The organism is Streptomyces sp. iso_384 (genome assembly GCF_056172905.1).
In genome coordinates, this window is record NZ_JBWBTT010000001.1 from 2,078,649 (window position 1) to 2,095,871 (window position 17,223).

At 70.8% G+C, this 17,223-nt stretch carries 16 protein-coding genes; 7 read left to right on the forward strand and 9 right to left on the reverse strand.

From position 1 onward, the window contains the following. Positions 1-172 precede the first annotated feature (172 nt). The 4 genes from AC0VY3_RS09065 (at position 173) to AC0VY3_RS09080 (ending at position 5,345) form a co-directional block, all read left to right on the forward strand. Entirely contained in the window at positions 173-1,786 is a 1,614-nt protein-coding gene (locus AC0VY3_RS09065) for an MFS transporter (protein WP_103509041.1), read from the forward strand. A 145-nt stretch (positions 1,787-1,931) separates the two neighbouring features. Beyond that, entirely contained in the window at positions 1,932-2,609 is a 678-nt protein-coding gene (locus tag AC0VY3_RS09070; RefSeq protein WP_475549376.1) for a TetR/AcrR family transcriptional regulator, read from the forward strand. Between the two features lie 213 nt (positions 2,610-2,822). After that, on the forward strand, positions 2,823-3,848 hold the full coding sequence (locus tag AC0VY3_RS09075) for an endonuclease/exonuclease/phosphatase family protein (RefSeq protein WP_475549377.1): 1,026 nt from the start codon (positions 2,823-2,825) through the stop codon (positions 3,846-3,848). Positions 3,849-4,085: 237 nt separating this feature from the next. Further along, positions 4,086-5,345: an MFS transporter gene (locus AC0VY3_RS09080; RefSeq protein ID WP_103509044.1), complete on the forward strand. Its 1,260-nt coding sequence runs from the start codon at positions 4,086-4,088 to the stop codon at positions 5,343-5,345. A 190-nt stretch (positions 5,346-5,535) separates the two neighbouring features. Here AC0VY3_RS09080 and AC0VY3_RS09085 read toward each other — a convergent pair whose 3' ends face one another. The 6 genes from AC0VY3_RS09085 to AC0VY3_RS09110 form a co-directional block, all read right to left on the reverse strand. Further along, entirely contained in the window at positions 5,536-7,290 is a 1,755-nt protein-coding gene (locus AC0VY3_RS09085; RefSeq protein WP_103509045.1) for an NAD+ synthase, read from the reverse strand. Positions 7,291-7,412: 122 nt separating this feature from the next. Beyond that, positions 7,413-9,014, reverse strand: coding sequence for a multicopper oxidase family protein (locus tag AC0VY3_RS09090; RefSeq protein ID WP_475549378.1), 1,602 nt, complete (start codon positions 9,012-9,014; stop codon positions 7,413-7,415). Positions 9,015-9,080: 66 nt separating this feature from the next. Beyond that, a complete protein-coding gene (locus AC0VY3_RS09095) occupies positions 9,081-9,557 on the reverse strand; it encodes a hypothetical protein (RefSeq protein WP_475549379.1) in 477 nt (158 codons plus the stop codon). 108 nt (positions 9,558-9,665) lie between these two features. Beyond that, the gene (locus tag AC0VY3_RS09100; protein ID WP_103509048.1) at positions 9,666-10,091 is read right to left on the reverse strand and encodes a CBS domain-containing protein; all 426 of its coding nucleotides are present in this window, start codon (positions 10,089-10,091) and stop codon (positions 9,666-9,668) included. Positions 10,092-10,365: 274 nt separating this feature from the next. Next, complete coding sequence (locus tag AC0VY3_RS09105; RefSeq protein ID WP_475551655.1) at positions 10,366-11,064, reverse strand: DUF305 domain-containing protein; 699 nt, start codon at positions 11,062-11,064, stop codon at positions 10,366-10,368. 59 nt (positions 11,065-11,123) lie between these two features. Beyond that, a complete protein-coding gene (locus AC0VY3_RS09110; protein ID WP_475549380.1) occupies positions 11,124-11,804 on the reverse strand; it encodes a DUF3105 domain-containing protein in 681 nt (226 codons plus the stop codon). Positions 11,805-12,060: 256 nt separating this feature from the next. Between AC0VY3_RS09110 and glnA the strand changes: the two genes are divergently transcribed. Continuing rightward, the gene (gene glnA / locus AC0VY3_RS09115; protein ID WP_003969536.1) at positions 12,061-13,422 is read left to right on the forward strand and encodes a type I glutamate--ammonia ligase; all 1,362 of its coding nucleotides are present in this window, start codon (positions 12,061-12,063) and stop codon (positions 13,420-13,422) included. A gap of 73 nt (positions 13,423-13,495) precedes the next feature. On the opposite strand, the gene AC0VY3_RS09120 is transcribed toward glnA, so the two are convergent. Beyond that, on the reverse strand, positions 13,496-14,170 hold the full coding sequence (locus AC0VY3_RS09120) for a hypothetical protein (protein WP_103509094.1): 675 nt from the start codon (positions 14,168-14,170) through the stop codon (positions 13,496-13,498). Positions 14,171-14,492: 322 nt separating this feature from the next. Here AC0VY3_RS09120 and AC0VY3_RS09125 point away from each other — a divergent pair, with 322 nt between their 5' ends. Next, positions 14,493-15,473 (forward strand): HNH endonuclease, encoded by a 981-nt coding sequence (locus tag AC0VY3_RS09125; protein WP_103509050.1) that lies wholly within the window; start codon positions 14,493-14,495, stop codon positions 15,471-15,473. An 88-nt stretch (positions 15,474-15,561) separates the two neighbouring features. Here AC0VY3_RS09125 and AC0VY3_RS09130 read toward each other — a convergent pair whose 3' ends face one another. Both AC0VY3_RS09130 and AC0VY3_RS09135 read right to left on the reverse strand, forming a co-directional pair. After that, positions 15,562-15,858 (reverse strand): hypothetical protein, encoded by a 297-nt coding sequence (locus AC0VY3_RS09130; RefSeq protein ID WP_103509051.1) that lies wholly within the window; start codon positions 15,856-15,858, stop codon positions 15,562-15,564. Positions 15,859-15,948: 90 nt separating this feature from the next. Next, positions 15,949-16,287, reverse strand: coding sequence for a hypothetical protein (locus tag AC0VY3_RS09135; protein WP_475551656.1), 339 nt, complete (start codon positions 16,285-16,287; stop codon positions 15,949-15,951). 160 nt (positions 16,288-16,447) lie between these two features. On the opposite strand from AC0VY3_RS09135, the gene AC0VY3_RS09140 reads away from it, so the two are divergent. Then, positions 16,448-17,212: a GntR family transcriptional regulator gene (locus tag AC0VY3_RS09140; protein WP_103509053.1), complete on the forward strand. Its 765-nt coding sequence runs from the start codon at positions 16,448-16,450 to the stop codon at positions 17,210-17,212. The last annotated feature ends 11 nt before the right edge of the window (positions 17,213-17,223 follow it).

Consider the following 17,223-nt stretch of genomic DNA (forward strand, 5'->3'; position numbering starts at 1 on the left):
ACGGCTCCTTCGTCATCTCGAGGCGCCCTGACGGCGTCCCCGGATCCCTTCCATGGTGGCATCCCGCCCGGCCGGTCGGGAAGTGGGCCCGCACACGGCGTACCGGAGGCCATGGGGCAAAGTTTTAACAATACGATACGGTCTCGTATCGAAATGGGGCTAGGGTCGTCCCATGTCCATACCGTCCGGCGCTCCCGCCGCGCCCGCCGTGCCTCGTGTTCCCGAGGCGATCCACCGCCGCCGCTGGTGGATCCTCACCGTCCTCATGTTCAGCCTGCTCATCGTGGTGCTGGACAACTCGATCCTGAACGTCGCGGTCAAGACGATCGCGAGCCCCGCCCCCACCGGCATCGGCGCCACCCAGAGCGAGCTGGAGTGGGCGATCAACTCCTACACGCTCGTCTTCGCCGGGCTGCTGTTCACCGCCGGGCTGCTGGGCGACCGCATCGGCCGCAAGAAGGTCCTCCTCGCCGGCATCCTGGTCTTCGGCCTCGGCTCCGCGCTGGCCGCCTTCTCCACCTCGCCCGGTGAGCTCATCACCTGGCGGGCGCTGATGGGCTTCGGCGCGGCCTTCGTGATGCCCGCCACCCTCGCCGTCCTGATGAACGTCTTCGAACGCGACGAGCAGCCCCGGGCCATCGGCATCTGGGCGGGCAGCGTCGGCCTCGGCATCGCCATCGGCCCGATCACCGGCGGACTGCTCCTGGAGCACTTCTGGTGGGGCTCGATCTTCCTGGTGAACGTCCCCGTGGTCGTGATCGCCCTGGTCGCCATGGCGATCCTGGTCCCCGACTCCCGCGACCCGAAGCCCGGCAAGGTCGACCCGGTGGGCGTCGCGCTGTCCGTCGTGGGTCTGGTCCTGCTGGTGTACGGGATCATCCGGGGCGGTGAACTGGCCGACTTCACCGACACCACCGTCATCCTCGCCATCGCCGGCGGACTCCTCGTCCTGGCCGGATTCGTCTGGCACGAGAAGCGCAGCAGCCACCCGGCGATCGACATCTCGTACTTCCGCGAGCCCGCGTTCGCCGCCGCCGTCGCCGCCATCGCACTGGTCTTCTTCGCGCTGATGGGCGTGACCTTCTTCTCCGCCTTCTACCTCCAGAGCGTGCGCGGTTACACCGCCCTGGAATCGGGCCTGCTGATCGTTCCGCTCGCGGCCGCCCAGATGATCTTCGCGCCCCGGGCCCGGCTGGTCGTCGACCGCTTCGGCGCCCGCGCGGTCTGCACGGCGGGCATGCTGCTCGTCGCCGCCGGACTCGCCGCGTTCGCCCTGTTCGGCGCCGGTACGCCGGTGTGGGTGATGTGCCTCGTCTTCTTCGTCCAGGGCACCGGGATGGCGCACATCATGCCGCCCGTCACCGTCGCCGTGATGCAGGCGCTGCCCCGCGAGAAGGCCGGTTCCGGTTCGGCCATCAACAACACCTTCCGCCAGGTCGGCGGCGCGCTCGGCATCGCGGTCCTCGGCTCGGTGCTCTCGACCGTCTACCGGGGCGACATCGAGGGCCACCTCGGCGCGGTACCGGCCGGGGCCAGGGGGGTGGCGGGCGAGTCCATCGAGGCCACGCTCGGCGTCGCCGAGAAGCTCGGCCCGGTGGCCGGAAAGCCTCTGGTCGCCGCCGCCAACGACGCGTTCATCGGCGCCATGCACGTGACCGCGCTCGGCTCGGCGGCCGTCGCCCTGATCGGCGCCGTCGTCGTCGGCCTGTTCCTGCCCGGCCGGACCCCCGCGGAGACCGCGGCCCCGGCGGAACCCCGGCCCGCGGAGAAGCAGCCGGTGCGCTGACGCCGCGGTGAGGTCCGTCGCCCCGCGCACCCCGGGTCGGCGAGAATCGGGGCGACGTTCGTACGTACGCGGAGGTCAGGCGGACGTACGGCACTCGTACGGCGCACGTACGAGAAAGAGCGGCGCGGTGGAGAGGCGGCTTCAGGTGCAAGGCCAGCAAGGCCAGGACGACGATCGGGACCGGAGCGGGGCACGGGCCGGAGGTGAGCCGCCGGTCGGGGCGGCGGATCCGGAGCCCCGCCGCGGCCGGCCCCGCTCCGCCGCGGCGGAGCGGGCGATCCTGGACGCCGTCATCGCCCTCCTGGAGGCGGGCGAGCCGCTGGCGGGCCTCTCCATCGAGCGCATCGCGCGCACGGCGGGCGTCGGCAAGGCCACCATCTACCGCCGCTGGAGCGGAAAGGAGGAGCTCTTCGTCGACGTCGTACGCGACATGGAGCCCACCGACCCGCCGGTCTCCGGCACCGCCGGAATCGCCGATCTGCGCGTGATGCTGGAATCGCTGCGCACCCGGGGTCTCGCCCAGCGTTCCTCGGTGCTCCTGGTCAACATCTTCGCCCAGATGAAGAGCCACCCGAAGCTGTGGGAGGAGTACCACGGCACGGTGATCGCCCCCCGGCGCGTCGCGATGCTGGAGGCGGTGCGGCGCGCCGTGGCCGCCGGGGAACTGCGCGACGACCTCGACGTGGAACTGATCGACGACCTCTTCGTCGGCCCCATGCTCGTCCGCACGGTCCACCGCCCCGACGCGTCGCTGCCCGACGACCTCGCGGACCGCATCATCACCGCGCTGCTGCAGGGCCTCGCCCCGACAGCACGTGCCTGATCAGGGCAGGAGTGACCGGTACGAGTGTGATCGTTCTGTCACAAGGCGCCCCGGCCGGCCCCGGCCCGGAACCTCTCGCCCCGTCTCCGCCGTCCTGCACGTCGAAAGGCCGACGCCGGGACCGACGGCGGGGTCGACGGCGAGAATGCCGCCGCTCATCACCTAGGGTCGAGAGCGCGGCGATGTGCAGGGCAAGGCAGTGAGGACAGCGCGATGGTGCAGGCGTACGGAGCGGACACGGGCAACGGCAGCGCGGAGCAGCCGGAAACCGGTGGGTCCCGCTTCCGGGGCCTGCGGGACAGACTGACGTCCGACCGGGGCATCTGGCGGCGCGGAATCGTGCTGGCCCTCTGCTCGGTGCTGCTGACCCTGCTGATGGTCGTCCACGCACGCATCCCCAACCGGCTCGGCAACCTCGGCAGTCTCATCGAGACGTTCCTGCCGTGGGCCGCGGTCTTCATCCCGGTGCTGCTGGTCCTGGCCCTGGCGCGGCGCTCCGCGACCGCGCTGATCGCGCTGCTGCTGCCCGCCGTGGTCTGGCTCAACGTGTTCGGCGGCCTGCTCACCGACAAGTCCGGCAGCGGCGGCGATCTCACCGTCGCCACCCACAACGTCAACGCCGGCAACCCCGACCCCGACGGCACCGCCCAGCAGGTCGCCGGTTCCGGTGCGGACGTCGTGGCGCTCCAGGAACTCCCGGGCAAACAGGTCTCCACGTACGAGAAGTCGCTGGCCGGCCGCTACCCGTACCACTCGGTCCAGGGCACCGTGGGCCTGTGGAGCAAGTACCCGCTGGCCGACACCAGGCCCGTCGACATCAAGATGGGCTGGACCCGGGCGATGCGCTCCACGGTCAGGACGCCGCAGGGCGAGGTCGCGGTGTACGTGGCCCACCTGCCGTCCGTCCGCGTGAAGCTGCACGCCGGATTCACCGCCAACCAGCGCGACGACAGCGCCGACGCGCTCGGCGAGGCCATCGCCGACGAGCCGGTGAAGCGCGTCGTCCTGCTCGGCGACCTGAACGGCACGATGAACGACCGCTCGCTGAACGCGGTCACCTCCCAGATGCGTTCCACCCAGGGCGCGGCGGGCGACGGCTTCGGCTTCAGCTGGCCCGCGTCCTTCCCGATGGCCCGCATCGACCAGATCATGGTCAGGGGGGTCGAGCCGAAGTCCTCCTGGACGCTCTCGGCGACCGACAGCGACCACCTCCCGATCGCGGCCCGAGTGGAGCTGTGACGTACGGAGGTACGGACGCACGGACGTACGCTCCGGGCTCGCCGGGCCACCCGGCCGGACCTGCGCAACGAGCCGTTCACCTGCCGGTAGACGTCCCGGCATAAACATCTGCGAGAATTTGTTCCGGTAACTTACATATAGGCGGCGTGAGCCGTCGCCCAGCACCCCCGTGTGCCGAGGCGACGGCTCCCGGCTGTGCGCCCCCGCCCTTCCCGCGTCGCGAAAGGTCCCCTCCCCATGCCCCTGGCTCTCCTCGCCCTGGCCGTGAGCGCCTTCGGCATAGGCACGACGGAGTTCGTCATGATGGGGCTGCTGCCCAACGTGGCGGACGACCTCGGTACGTCCGTGCCGACCGCCGGATACCTCGTGTCGGCGTACGCGATCGGCGTCGTCCTCGGCGCGCCGCTCCTCGCCGGCCTGGGCTCCCGCGTCCCGCGCAAGAAGATGCTGCTGCTCCTGATGGCGCTCTTCACCGTCGGCAACCTGGCCTCGGCACTCGCCCCCGACTTCGGCTGGCTGCTCGCGGGCCGCTTCCTCGCCGGACTCCCGCACGGCGCGTTCTTCGGCGTCGGCGCGGTCGTGGCCACCCGGCTGGTCGCCGAGGGCCGCCAGGCGCGGGCGGTGGCGACGATGTTCCTCGGCCTGACGGTCGCCAACATCGTCGGCGTCCCCGCCGCCACCCTGCTCGGCCAGCACCTCGGCTGGCGGGCCACCTTCCTGGTCGTCGCCGCGATCGGCCTCACCGCGATGGCGGCCCTGGCCCGTCTGGTGCCGGCCATCCCGGTCGAGGCCCATCAGGACGTACGCCGCGAACTCCGCGCCCTCGGCAACCGCCAGGTGCTCCTCGGCCTGCTCACCGCCGTCTTCGGCTTCGCCGGGGTCTTCGCGGTGTACTCGTACCTCTCGGCCATGACCACGAAGGCGATGGGCTTCGGCGAATCCTCGGTCACGGTCGTCCTCGCCCTCTTCGGCATCGGGATGACCCTGGGCGCCCTGGCCGCGGGCCCCCTCACGGACCGGGCCCTGCGCCCGACCCTGTACGGCTCGCTCGGCGCCCTCGCGGTGATCCTGGTGGCCTTCCCGTTCACGGTGCACGTGCAGTGGGCGGCACTGGTGATGGTGGTGCTGCTGGGCGGAGTCGGGTTCATGACGACGACCCCGCTCCAGATGCTGGTGATGAACAAGGCGAAGGACGCCCCGACCCTGGCCTCCGCCTCCAACCACTCCGCCTTCAACCTGGCCAACGCGGGCGGCGCCTGGCTGGGCGGTGTGGCCATCGCGGCAGGCTGGGGCTGGACGTCCCCGGCGTTCGTGGGCGCGGTGCTGGCGGTGGCGGGCCTGGCGATCGCGGCAACGGCGGGGTACTTGGACCGGGACGCGGGGCAGCGGCGCTCCCGAGTGGTGGCCAATTCAGCCCACCAGGCACCCGCTCCGGCCGACCCGTCCGGCGCCCACTCCAGCCCGTCAGGCACCCGTTCCAGCCCGTCCGGTGTTTGAGGACGGAACCGTCACGCCGGGCGGGCCCGAGGCAACATCACCCTCGGCCCGGTCGGGCCACTCCGGCCCGTCCGGCGTTTGAGGACGGACCCGATACGCCGGACGGGCCGGACACCCACGTGGGAGCCCGACCCGTCCGGCGCGGGAGGACAAGGGCGGCCGCCGGACGCCCCCGCACTCCCCACCCCCGCTAGGACGACTCGCGCCACCGATTCGTGATCGGCAACCGCCGGTCCTTCCCGAACCCCTTCGGTGAAATCTTCGTCCCCGGCGGATACTGCCGCCGCTTGTACTCCGCCGTATCCACCATCCGCAACGTCTTCGCCACCAGCTCCGCATCGAACCCGGCCGCCACGATGGCATCCATCCCCTGGTCACGGTCGACGTACATCTCCAGGATCGCGTCCAGGACGTCGTAGTCCGGCAGCGAGTCCGTGTCGACCTGCCCCGGCCGCAGCTCCGCACTCGGCGGCTTGGTGATCGAGGCCTCGGGGATCGGCGGGGTCTGCCCGCGCTCCTCCGCCGCCCGGTTGCGCCACTTCGCCAGCCGGAAGACCGACGACTTGTAGACGTCCTTGATCGGCCCGTACGCCCCGACCGCGTCCCCGTACAGCGTGGAGTAGCCCACCGCCAGCTCGGACTTGTTGCCCGGCGCCAGCACGATCTGCCCCTCCTGGTTGGAGATGGCCATCAGCGTCGTACCCCGCAGCCGGGCCTGGAGGTTCTCCTCGGCCAGCCCGGTGAGCTGCAACGACTCCATGTACGCGTCGAACATCGGCGCGATCGGCACCGTACGGAAGTTGAGCCCGGTACGCCGCGCCAGCTCGGCCGCGTCGCCCTTGGAGTGGTCCGAGGAGTACTTCGACGGCATCGAGACGCCGTACACGTGCTGCGCACCGAGCGCATCGCACGCGATGGCCGCGCAGATCGCCGAGTCGATCCCGCCGGAGAGCCCGATCAGCACACTGCTGAAACCGTTCTTCGCAGCGTACGCGCGCAGCCCCACGACCAGCGCGGAGTAGATCTCCTCCTCGTCCTCCAGCCGCTCCGCGTACCCGCCCGAGAGCTCCGGCTCGTACGCGTCCACGGGCCTGTCGGACAGCACCACGTGGTCGATGCGCAGCCCGTCGTCCACCACACCCGAGGGCGCCACGGCGGCCGCGGCCGGCAGCTCCAGGTCGAGGATGACGCTGCCCTCGGAGAACTGCGGGGCGCGGGCGATGACCTCGCCCTCCTTGTCGACGACGATCGAGTCGCCGTCGAAGACCAGCTCGTCCTGGCCGCCGATCATCGCCAGATAGGCCGTCGTGCAGCCGGCCTCCTGGGCCCGCTTGCGGACCAGTTCCAGCCGGGTGTCGTCCTTGTCCCGCTCGTACGGCGAGGCGTTGATCGACAGCAGCAGCCCGGCCCCGGCGGACCGGGCGGCCGGGACGCGCCCGCCGTCCTGCCACAGGTCCTCGCAGATCGCGAGGGCCACGTCGATGCCGTGGACCCGGACGACGGGCATCGAGTCGCCCGGCACGAAGTACCGGAACTCGTCGAAGACGCCGTAGTTCGGCAGGTGGTGCTTGGCGAAGTTGAGCGCGATCCCGCCGCGGTGCAGCACGGCGGCGGCGTTGCGCGGGGAACCGGCCGGCTGCCCGTAGCGCGCCGCGGCGTGCTCGGAGCGGTCCAGGTAGCCGACGACGACCGGCAGTTCGCCGAAGCCCTCAGTGTCGAGCCGGGCGGCCAGCGCGCGCAGCGCCTGTCGCGAGGCCTCGACGAAGGACGACCGCAGGGCCAGGTCCTCGACGGGGTATCCGGTCAGCACCATCTCGGGGAACGCCACCAGGTGGGCGCCCTGCTCGGCGGCGTGCCGGGTCCAGTGGACGATCGCCTCGGAGTTGCCGGCGAGGTCGCCGACGGTCGAGTCGATCTGATTCAGTGCGAGGCGTAGTTGAGGCACACCCGCCAGTGTAATCGTCTTTCTGACGCGATGTCCCGGCGGGCCGGGCAAAATCTGTCCCGGCCCGCCGAAACCGCAGGTGGAAGCGGTTGTACGCGCCGACCCGCAGAGGGCCTGAGGGCTCAGCCCCGGTAGCCGAGGACCGCCATCATCCCCGCCTCCGCGTGGTAGACGTTGTGGCAATGGACCATCCACAGTCCCGGGTTGTCGGCGTCGAACTCCACCGTCAGCGACCGGTGCGGCAGCACGATCGCGGTGTCCTTACGGGCCCCGGCGGCGTTCCCGCCGAGCGCGAAGGTGTGCCCGTGCAGATGGAGCGGATGCCACATGGCCGTCCCGTTGTCGAAGACGACCCGCACCCGCTCGCCCGCCTCCACCGGCCGCCGCTGCTCCGCGCTGTACGGCTGCCCGTCGAAGGCCCAGTCGTACCGCGCCATCCCGCCCGTGAGCCGCATCCGAACGGTCCGGTCCGGCGCACGCCAGGCCAGCGCCACAGCCGGGTCCGGAACCAGCCGCCCCGCCTCGATCAGCTTCCCGTCCAGCTCCTTGGGCCGTACGGAAGCGGTAGGCGCACGCCCGCTCCCGGTCCGCAGAACGGCAAGCGCGGACGCCTTCTTCCCCTCGGCCAGGGCGGTGAGCGGGAAGACCCCGTCCTCGGCGGTGACGAGGACGTCGTACCGCTCGCCCATCCCCAGCAGCAGCGCGTCCCCCGTGGTGTGCCGGACCGGGAACCCGTCGGTGTGCGTCACGGTCATCCGGTGCCCACCGAGCGCGACACGGAAGGCGGTGTCGCCACCGGCGTTGATGATCCGCAGCCGGACCCGGTCACCGGGCCGCGCGGAGAAGGAGGACGGATCCTCCGGCACCCGCCCGTTGACGAGGTAGTGCGGATAGGCGACATCACCGGCGTCACCGCCGAGCAGCGCGCTGCTCGCGCCCATCATCATCCGGGAGGGCCCGGCACGGCCCGGGTCCTCCGTTTCCGCTCCGGACATGGTGTGCGCACCATGGTCCATCCCGCCGCCGTCCTCACTCGTCCCCCCGGAACCCATCCCCCCGGACAGCTCCTTCAGCACGGCATCGGGCGTCGATCCGTCCACCCCGTCGACCCAGTCGTCGAGGACGACGACCCACTCCTTGTCGTACGCCAACGGCTCCTTCGGGTCCTCGACGATGAGCGGCGCGTACAGCCCCCGGTCCTGCTGGACGCCGGAGTGCGGGTGGAACCAGTACGTCCCCGGATGCGGCACCGCGAACCGGTAGCCGAAGTCGGCCCCCGGGGCGATGTCCCGCTGGGTCAGCCCGGGAACCCCGTCCATGTCGTTGCGCAGGGCGAGTCCGTGCCAGTGCAGGGAGGTGGGTGCCGGCAGATGGTTGGCGAGGGTGAGTGCGAGCGTGTCGCCCGCCGTCACCCGCACTTCGCGCCCGGGCAGCCGGTCCCCGTACGCCCAGGAGGTGACGGTGGTGCCGCCGCCGAGGTCGAGCCGGGTACGGGTGGCGGTGAGGGAGACCTCGCGTACGGGCCCCGAGCCGCGCGCCGCCTCCGCCGCCCGGACCTCCTTGCCGCCGGGGGAGACGTACGTACCGGAGTCCTGGGCGCCGCCGCCAGGGGCGTGGGAGCCGCCGTGGCCGCTGCCGCCGCCGGAACAGGCGGCGAGGGCTCCGGTACCGGCGACGGCGAGAGCGGCGCCGAGCACGGAGCGTCGGGTGGGTTGCATGGGCATGCTGAATACACCTCTGAGGAACTGTGGTTCGAGGAAGGGGAGAAGGGCGGAGGTGAACGCCCACTCCTAAATACGCAGCACCGAACCGCCGGCGAGCACCGATATCGGTGGCGGCGGATTCGGCCGCAGCACGCGCGGAAGCCCCGCCCCCACCGGCGTACCGAGGGGCCGCCGGTCCGCACGCAGCCCGAGCAGCCAGGCGCCGACGAGCGCGAGACCCCAGACGCCGAGGACGGCGAGGCAGACGGAGAGCGGATCCATGCCGCTCATGGGGGCGTCGGAGCCGGGGGAGTCGTGCGCCGACGACGATTGCGCCGGGTCGGCGACGGGGGAGTCGTGCGCCGACGACGGGTGAGCCGGGTCGGCGACGGGTGCGGCAGGGACCATGCGCTCGGCGGCGGTGGTCGTGGTGGCCGCTGAGGACGCCTCGCTGTGCTCCGCCGGATGCCCGACCGTATGCATGGTGACGATGCCGAACAGCAGCGTGGCGAGCAGCATCAGCCGCCCGAACGTCCCGCTGCCGCTCCGCGCCGTGCCCGCCATGCGGGCCACCCTACCCCTGGTGGGTATGCGGACGAACGGCGGCCCGGCACCCTCCGCCGGAGCGGGCCGTGGAGTGCCGGGCCACTGTCGTACACGTGGGTCACGTGCTCAGCTGCGGGAGTAGACCTTCTCGGCCCAGCCCGCGATCTGCTCCTCGGTGAGGTGCTGCGCGAGATCGGCCTCGCTGATCATGCCGACCAGCTTCTTGTTCTCGACGACGGGCAGCCGGCGGATGCGGTGGGTCTGCATCTCCTCCAGGACCGCGTTCACATCGGCCTCCGCCTCGATCCAGCGGGGCGTGCCCTGCGCGAGGTCGCCGGCCGTGATCTTGGCCGGATCGTGCCCCTTGGCCACACAGCCGACCACGATGTCGCGGTCGGTGATGATGCCGACCATCCGGTCCGAGTCACCGTTGGCGGAGACGGGCAGCGCGCCCACGTTGTGCTCGCGCATCAGCTGCGCCGCACGGTCGAGCGTCTCGTGGGCCGGGATCCAGCGGGCCCCGCTGTGCATGATGTCTTTGGCGGTCGTCATGGGGGATTTCCTCCTGCGTGCCGATGGCACTGCCGTACGGCCCCGAGCGCAACCCATCGTCGTGGGCCCGCCGGGGCCGCGCGACCGCAACCACCCGTTCGGGTGCGCCGCCGGCGGGACGCAAGCTGACGCACCCGCGGCCACCCGTCACCGGCCACCAGGCACCGGCCACGGTCATCCGTCACCGGCGACCGCTCACCCGCCGTCCGGGCACGGCCCGCCTCGGCTCAGGCCCGCCTCGGCCCGGCCCCGCCTCGGCTCAGGCTGCCCCGGCTCAGGCCCGAGGTGCGGCGCCCCGCTCGGCGAGCATGTCCCGCATCAGCCCCAGCTCGGACCGCTGCCCCTCGACCATGCCTTGGGCGAGCCGCTGCTCGGCCGGAACCGAGCAGAGCGACGCACAGGCCTCGGCCATGGCGACACCGCCCTTGTGGTGGTCCGTCATCAGCTGGAGGAAGAACACCTCGGCCTGCTTGCCGTCGAGCCGCCCGAGCCGAGCCAGCTCGGAGCGACTGGCCATACCGGGCATGAGCACGCCGTCACCGCTACCGCTACCGCTGCCGTCGCCGTCCGGGTGGTGCCCGCCGTGGGCGTGCTGGTCCCCGTGTTCCATCCAGGCCATGGGAGGCTCCCCGCCCGGGGCGACCTTGGGCAGCTCCCACAGATCGAGCCAGCCGAGGAGCATGCCGCGCTGGTTGGCCTGGGTGTTGGCGATGTCGTAGGCGAGACGGCGTACGTCCTCGTCGTCCGTGCGGTCGCGGACGATGAAGGACATCTCGACGGCCTGCTGATGGTGGACGGCCATGTCCCGGGCGAACCCGGCATCGGCGGACGAGGCGGCGGGAACACGCGTTTTTCCGCTCCCCTCTTCCTCGCCGCGAGCGGAGGCGACGGTGGCGGCCCCCGCGAAGAGCAGGGCGAGGGCGACGGCGGCACCGGCGGCCAGGCGGACGCGCCGGGTCCGCCGCCGCTCCACGAGGGCGTCGGGGTCGTGGCCTTCAGCTGCCGGCTGCTCGTCGGTGACGTCCCCGGCCGTCACTGCGGCACCGTGGCCAGCCCGCCGGTGCAGGGAGCACCGGGCTCGGGGGTCTGCGCGCCCTGGACGTACTGGGCGAGGAACTGGTCCACCCGCTTGTCGTCGGCGGAGTCCACGGTGACCTGCTTGCCCCAGGCGCTGAGCATGATCGCGCCCTCCTGGCCGGCGTACGGGCTCATCAGCGTGAACGGGGTGGCCTTGACGCGCTCGGCGAGCTTGGAGACCTCCGCGTCGGCGGCCGTGCCGTTGTACGTGACCCAGACCGCGCCGTGCTCAAGGGAGTGCACGGCGTTGACGTCCGGGAGAGGCTTTTCGTATACGTCGCCGTCGCAGTTCATCCAGGACGCGTTGTGGTCGCCGCCGACCGGAGGCTTCGTCGGGTAGTCCACCGCGCCCGCCACGTGCTGGCGGCCGAGCTTCGCCGCGTCCCAGGACTTCAGCCCCTCGATGGCCCCGCCCTTGGCGTCGCCGTGCCCGTCCGGGTGCTTGCCGTCCTGGGCGGATGAGGCGTTGTCGGACTTCTCGTTCGCCTCGGAGCTCTCCAGCAGCAGGTACGAGCCGAAGGCGACGAGACCGGCCACGACGGCGGCGCTCAGCCCTATGGCGATGGCCCGGTTGCGGGTGGAGCGAGCGCGCGGGTCGGGGGCCTGTGGCTGCGGGTACCGGGGGTCGAAGCTCATGTCGTCGCGTCCTTCTGCGAAGGGGGCCGGGAGGCGGGAGAACGGTCCGTGGACCGATGCGCGCGGACGGGCGGGAATGCCGGTCGTCACCCGGTCGCCGCCCCCGTGCGCCACGGTCGCCGATCGTAGTGGGTGGCCGAGTGCTCCCTCTCACACCGAGTGCGTAATGTGGGTGAAATCCCGGGTCGCGATACTGGCAGTGTCCCCCTACCCCGGGCGGTGGTGCACGGACCGTCTGAACTGCAAGGATGTGGCAATGGACAAGCAGCAGGAATTCGTCCTCAGGACCCTTGAGGAGCGCGACATCCGCTTCGTGCGGCTGTGGTTCACCGACGTCCTCGGGTTCCTCAAGTCCGTCGCCGTCGCTCCGGCCGAGCTGGAGCAGGCCTTCGACGAAGGCATCGGCTTCGACGGCTCGGCGATCGAGGGCTTCGCCCGGGTCTACGAGTCGGACATGATCGCCAAGCCGGACCCGGGCACGTTCCAGATCCTGCCCTGGCGCGCGGAAGCCCCGGGCACCGCGCGGATGTTCTGCGACATCCTGATGCCGGACGGCTCCCCGTCCTTCGCGGACCCGCGCTACGTACTGAAGCGGATCCTGGCCAAGACGTCCGACCTGGGCTTCACCTTCTACACCCACCCCGAGATCGAGTTCTTCCTGCTGAAGAACAAGCCGGTCGACGGCACCCGCCCGACCCCGGCGGACAGCTCGGGCTACTTCGACCACACGCCGCAGAACGTGGGCATGGACTTCCGCCGCCAGGCGATCACGATGCTGGAATCGATGGGCATCTCGGTGGAGTTCAGCCACCACGAGGGCGCCCCCGGCCAGCAGGAGATCGACCTGCGGTACGCGGACGCGCTGTCCACGGCGGACAACATCATGACGTTCCGTCTGGTGATGAAGCAGGTGGCGCTGGAGCAGGGCGTGCAGGCCACGTTCATGCCGAAGCCGTTCTCGGAGTACCCGGGTTCGGGCATGCACACGCACCTCTCCCTCTTCGAGGGCGACCGCAACGCGTTCTACGAGTCGGGCGCGGAGTACCAACTCTCCAAGGTCGGCCGCTCCTTCATCGCGGGCCTGCTGACGCACGCGGCGGAGATCTCGGCCGTCACCAACCAGTGGGTCAACTCCTACAAGCGCATCTGGGGCGGCTCCTCCCGCGCGGCCGGCGCGGGCGGCGAGGCCCCCTCGTACATCTGCTGGGGCCACAACAACCGCTCCGCCCTCATCCGCGTCCCGATGTACAAGCCCGGCAAGACCGGCTCGGCCCGCGTCGAGGTCCGCTCCATCGACTCCGGCGCCAACCCGTACCTCACCTACGCGGTCCTGCTCGCCGCGGGCCTCAAGGGCATCGAGGAGGGCTACGAACTCCCGGCCGGCGCCGACGACGACGTCTGGGCCCTCTCCGACGCGGAGCGCCGAGCGATGGGCATCGAGCCGCTGCCGCAGAACCTGGGCGAGGCGATCTCGCTGATGGAGAAGAGCGAACTGGTCGCCGAGACGCTGGGCGAGCACGTCTTCGACTTCTTCCTCCGCAACAAGAAGCAGGAGTGGGAGGAGTACCGCAGCGAGGTCACGGCCTTCGAGCTGAAGAACCTGCTGCCGGTGCTGTAGCGCCTGGAAGTAAGACTGCGGGCCGACGGTGTTGCATCGTCGGCCCGCAGTCGTTGGCAACGTCCTGGCGCGGTCAGGGTGCCGCGGCCCAGACGTAGAGAGGTCCGCTGACCGAGACATCGTTGCTTTCGTCGGCGATGTGCTCGATCACCGCCATCGCCACAGCGCCCTTGTCCGTGACGGAGCACACCGCGGCTCCCTCGACGAATCCCCGGCGCTCACGATCGGGGCGCTGAGCGAGGGCAAGCGCGCCGAACCCCGTGCCGGCCGCGGCCCGGCAGGAATCGAACGACTTCGGGGCGTCGGCGCGGAGGAGTCCCACCCGGGTGTTGGGCAGTGCGCGCAACATGTAGTCGGCGATGCCGGTGCAGGTGTCGGGCCAGTACAACAGCTCTGCCCCGCCGGGTTCCTTGACCGCTCCGTTGTCCTCGTCCTCCGTCCGGCTGGTGCCGTCGTCGAGGTCGACGAGCTGCTGTTCGTGCTGCGTGCACGGGACAGGCGCGAGACCCCACATCGTGCTGAGCGCCTCCGCGTACCCGTCGGGCGCCGTGAGGTCGGCTTCCGGCGTCGCGGATGAGGAGGCGGACGGTGTCTTGTCCGTGGCGGCGGGCGTCTCGGGCTCCGTCGCGTCCGCGTCCTCGGAGGGAGGCGTGCTGGACGGGCTGGGGGAGGCGGGCCGGGTGACGCTGTCGACCGGGCCGGGAGCGGGTGCGGCGGCCGGCCCGGAGTTGTTGCCCCCGAAGGCCACGGTCACCAAAATGCCGACCAGGGGGATGGCGATGCCGCCGACCCACCAGGCCCATCGCGGAGGGTCGGTGCGCGGAGGCGAGGGAGGCGCAGGCGGGTACGGTGGCGGTGGTGGAACCGGCGCTCCTGAACCTGATGGTGTACCCATGTCCCCCTCCGGCAAGCCGACTTCGTGCGACGGCCCAGCGTAGCGATCATGAGGCGGGGTGCACTTGGGTTTCGCGGCACGGCCGGGACGCGTTTCGTTCCGGAGCGGCTGCTCCCGGTGAGGGCCGCTCGGCAGCGACCGGCCCTTTGTCAGTGCTCGTTCGTATGCTCCTGCTATGACCGAGGCGGAGACCGCAGCATCACACGCACAGGGCAGGGCCTGGTCGTTCCTCGTTACCGGGGACGACCGCCAATTCCAGGGGAATGACGGCTACGAGGACATCGTCGAGAAGTCCTACAGCTATGACTCGACGGTGAGTAACCACCAGCACGTGGCGGTCGGTGATCTGGTGGTGGTGCGGAACGGCAAGGAAGCTCTCGGGGCGGGGTATGTGGAAGCGCTGCAGGTGCTGCCCGACCAGGAGAAGGTGCGCAGCCGGTGTCGCTTCTGCGGAAATACCGGCTTCAAGGAGAGGGCCACGATGCGGCCCCGCTTCTGGTGCAGCCGATGCAAGAACGCCTTCGACGACCCCACGGTCGAGACACTTACCGTCACCGCGTTCCGAGCGCACTACGGAGGGACCTGGCAACCGTTGGACGGCTGCCTGGACAAGGTGCAGTTGAGCATGCTCAGCCCGAGCCGATCGCATCAGCAGTCGATCAAGAAGATGCACCCGGACCGGACCTTGAAGGTCATCAGGGACCGGGGTGTCCGTCTTCCGGGCCCACGTGAAGTGGGCGGTGAGCGAGGGCATCGACCGCAGGTGCTGCCGGGTGGGAGCCGGCGGGCGACCGCATCGGTACGGCGTGGCCAGGATGGATTCCGTAAGGCGCTGGTCCGTCAGTACGGACTGATCTGTGCCGTTACCGGTGCGGCGCCGGCGGAAGTGCTGGAAGCGGCTCATCTGAGGCCGTTCTCGGACACGCAGCACCACCGTGTGGAAGAGGGGCTGATGCTGCGGTCGGACGTGCACCGCCTGTTCGACAGCGGTCTGTTGGCCATCGACTCCCACTTGGTGGTGCACATCGCACCGAGCCTGGCGGGACACGAGCTGTACAGCTCGTTGGAGGGAACGCCTCTGCACATTGCCCATGACGCACCGATAGACCGGGCAGTCGTCGCGGATCACCATGCGGCGACCGTCGCCACCTGGTGACATACGGCCGAGCCGTGACCGCAGTGTCCGCGCCTGTCGGCCCGCACCCGCCGCGCGACGGGTACGGGCCGACAGGCGGCCGGTGGCGCTACACCGGCGGTGTTCCTCGCGGTGACGGGGCCGGTGGCGGGTTGGGCAGCGGTGGGCCCGGGTTCGGTGGGGTTTTCGGGGGGCCGCTGCCGTGTTTGCCGTCGTTCAGGAGCTTGCGGGTCGTCAGGCCGTAGATGCCGAACGGCGGGAAGAGGTCGACGCGGCGCGGGTAGTCGCCCTCCGCACACTCCTCGCAGATCAGGTCACGCCCGGCGGGGGTCCGCCGGGCGGCGGTGACCGGGGCGTTCCAGCATGCCTCGCAGGTACGGACGTCCGTCGTGGAGAAGGTGATCATCCGGGCCTCCCGGGTGGGGCCGGTAACGCCTGGTGGGTGCTGCGCATCAGGTGCCTCCGTCTCTGGTAGGGCTGATGTGGCTGATGGTGCTCACCGACGGGTCTCCCGCCAGACGCGGACGAGCTTCGTCGCGTCGGGGCAGGTCGCGCCGGTCCGGCATGCGGTGCAGGTCATGGTGTGGCCGAGCAGGGCGCGGTACGCCGTGTCCGGGGATTCGGTCGTGGTCACGTTCGCCTCTCTGCTGATCTCGGCCCAGACGTATTCGGCGGCGCGGCTGAGCGTGTGGCCGTAGTGGTCCGCCGTGGCCAGGGCGGCCAGGACGGCCGTGTGGGCGGTGGCACTCAGCTCGGCGGGGAGATCGGCCTCGACGCGGAAGGCTTCCAGGTCGGTGGTGACGCGCGGTTCGGTGCCTGTGGCGGCGGCGAGCATGCCGGTCAGCGCCGCAACCCGCGCTTGTGCAGAGCGCACACTTCTCCCCTGGTGAACCGAATGTCACTCCATGTAATGCTGAGTATTCAGCTTCAACCTGATGGGTTAGCTTTGTCAACAGCGACGCCCATATCGACGCCGAACACACGGAGCTGCTCAAATGCCACGTGATACGCCGTACTTGAAGGTGGCGGATGCTCTGCGGGCTCGCATTCGGGCCGGCGAATGGGCGGTGGGGGACAAGCTGCCGTCCCGGGCCCGGTTCGCCGAGGAGTACGGCGTCGGCCAGTCCGTGGCGCAGCGAGCCATGGAGCGGCTGATCATCGAGGGCATCCTCGAAGGCCGTTCCGGATCCGGTACGTACGTCCGCCGTGCCCGCGAGCGCCGGCGCATGGTCCGCTCACGTCAGCGCGAGCAGCACGGCAAGAGCCCCTTCGCCTCGGCCATGAAGGAGCTCGATCACGAGGCGGACTGGGAGTGCACCAGCACGGCGCGTGTCCCCGCAACGGAGGACGTCGCGGAACGGCTGGCGATCGAGCCCGGCGACCTCTGTGTCGTGACCGACTACGAGTTCCTCGCCGACGGCCTGCCCGTACAACTCGCCAAGAGCTGGGAGCCGATGGCCATCACCGACGGCACGCCGGTCCTCCTCCCGGAGATGGGGCCGCTCGGCAAGCTCGGCGTCGTCGAGCGCATGCGTTCCATCGACGTGAACATCGCCACCGGCATCGAACTGCCCCGCCCGGCCCGCGCGACGCGTGAGCAGGCGAATCTGCTCGGGATCTCCGTCGGCGACCTGGTCATCGAGATCGAGCGCACGTACTTCGACCGGGACGGTCGTCCTGTCGAGACGGCGAACATCACCGTGCCGGACATCCGGTGGGAGATCGCGTACGAGATCCGCGTCGATCAGCCGGATTCCTGAACGGGGGAGAG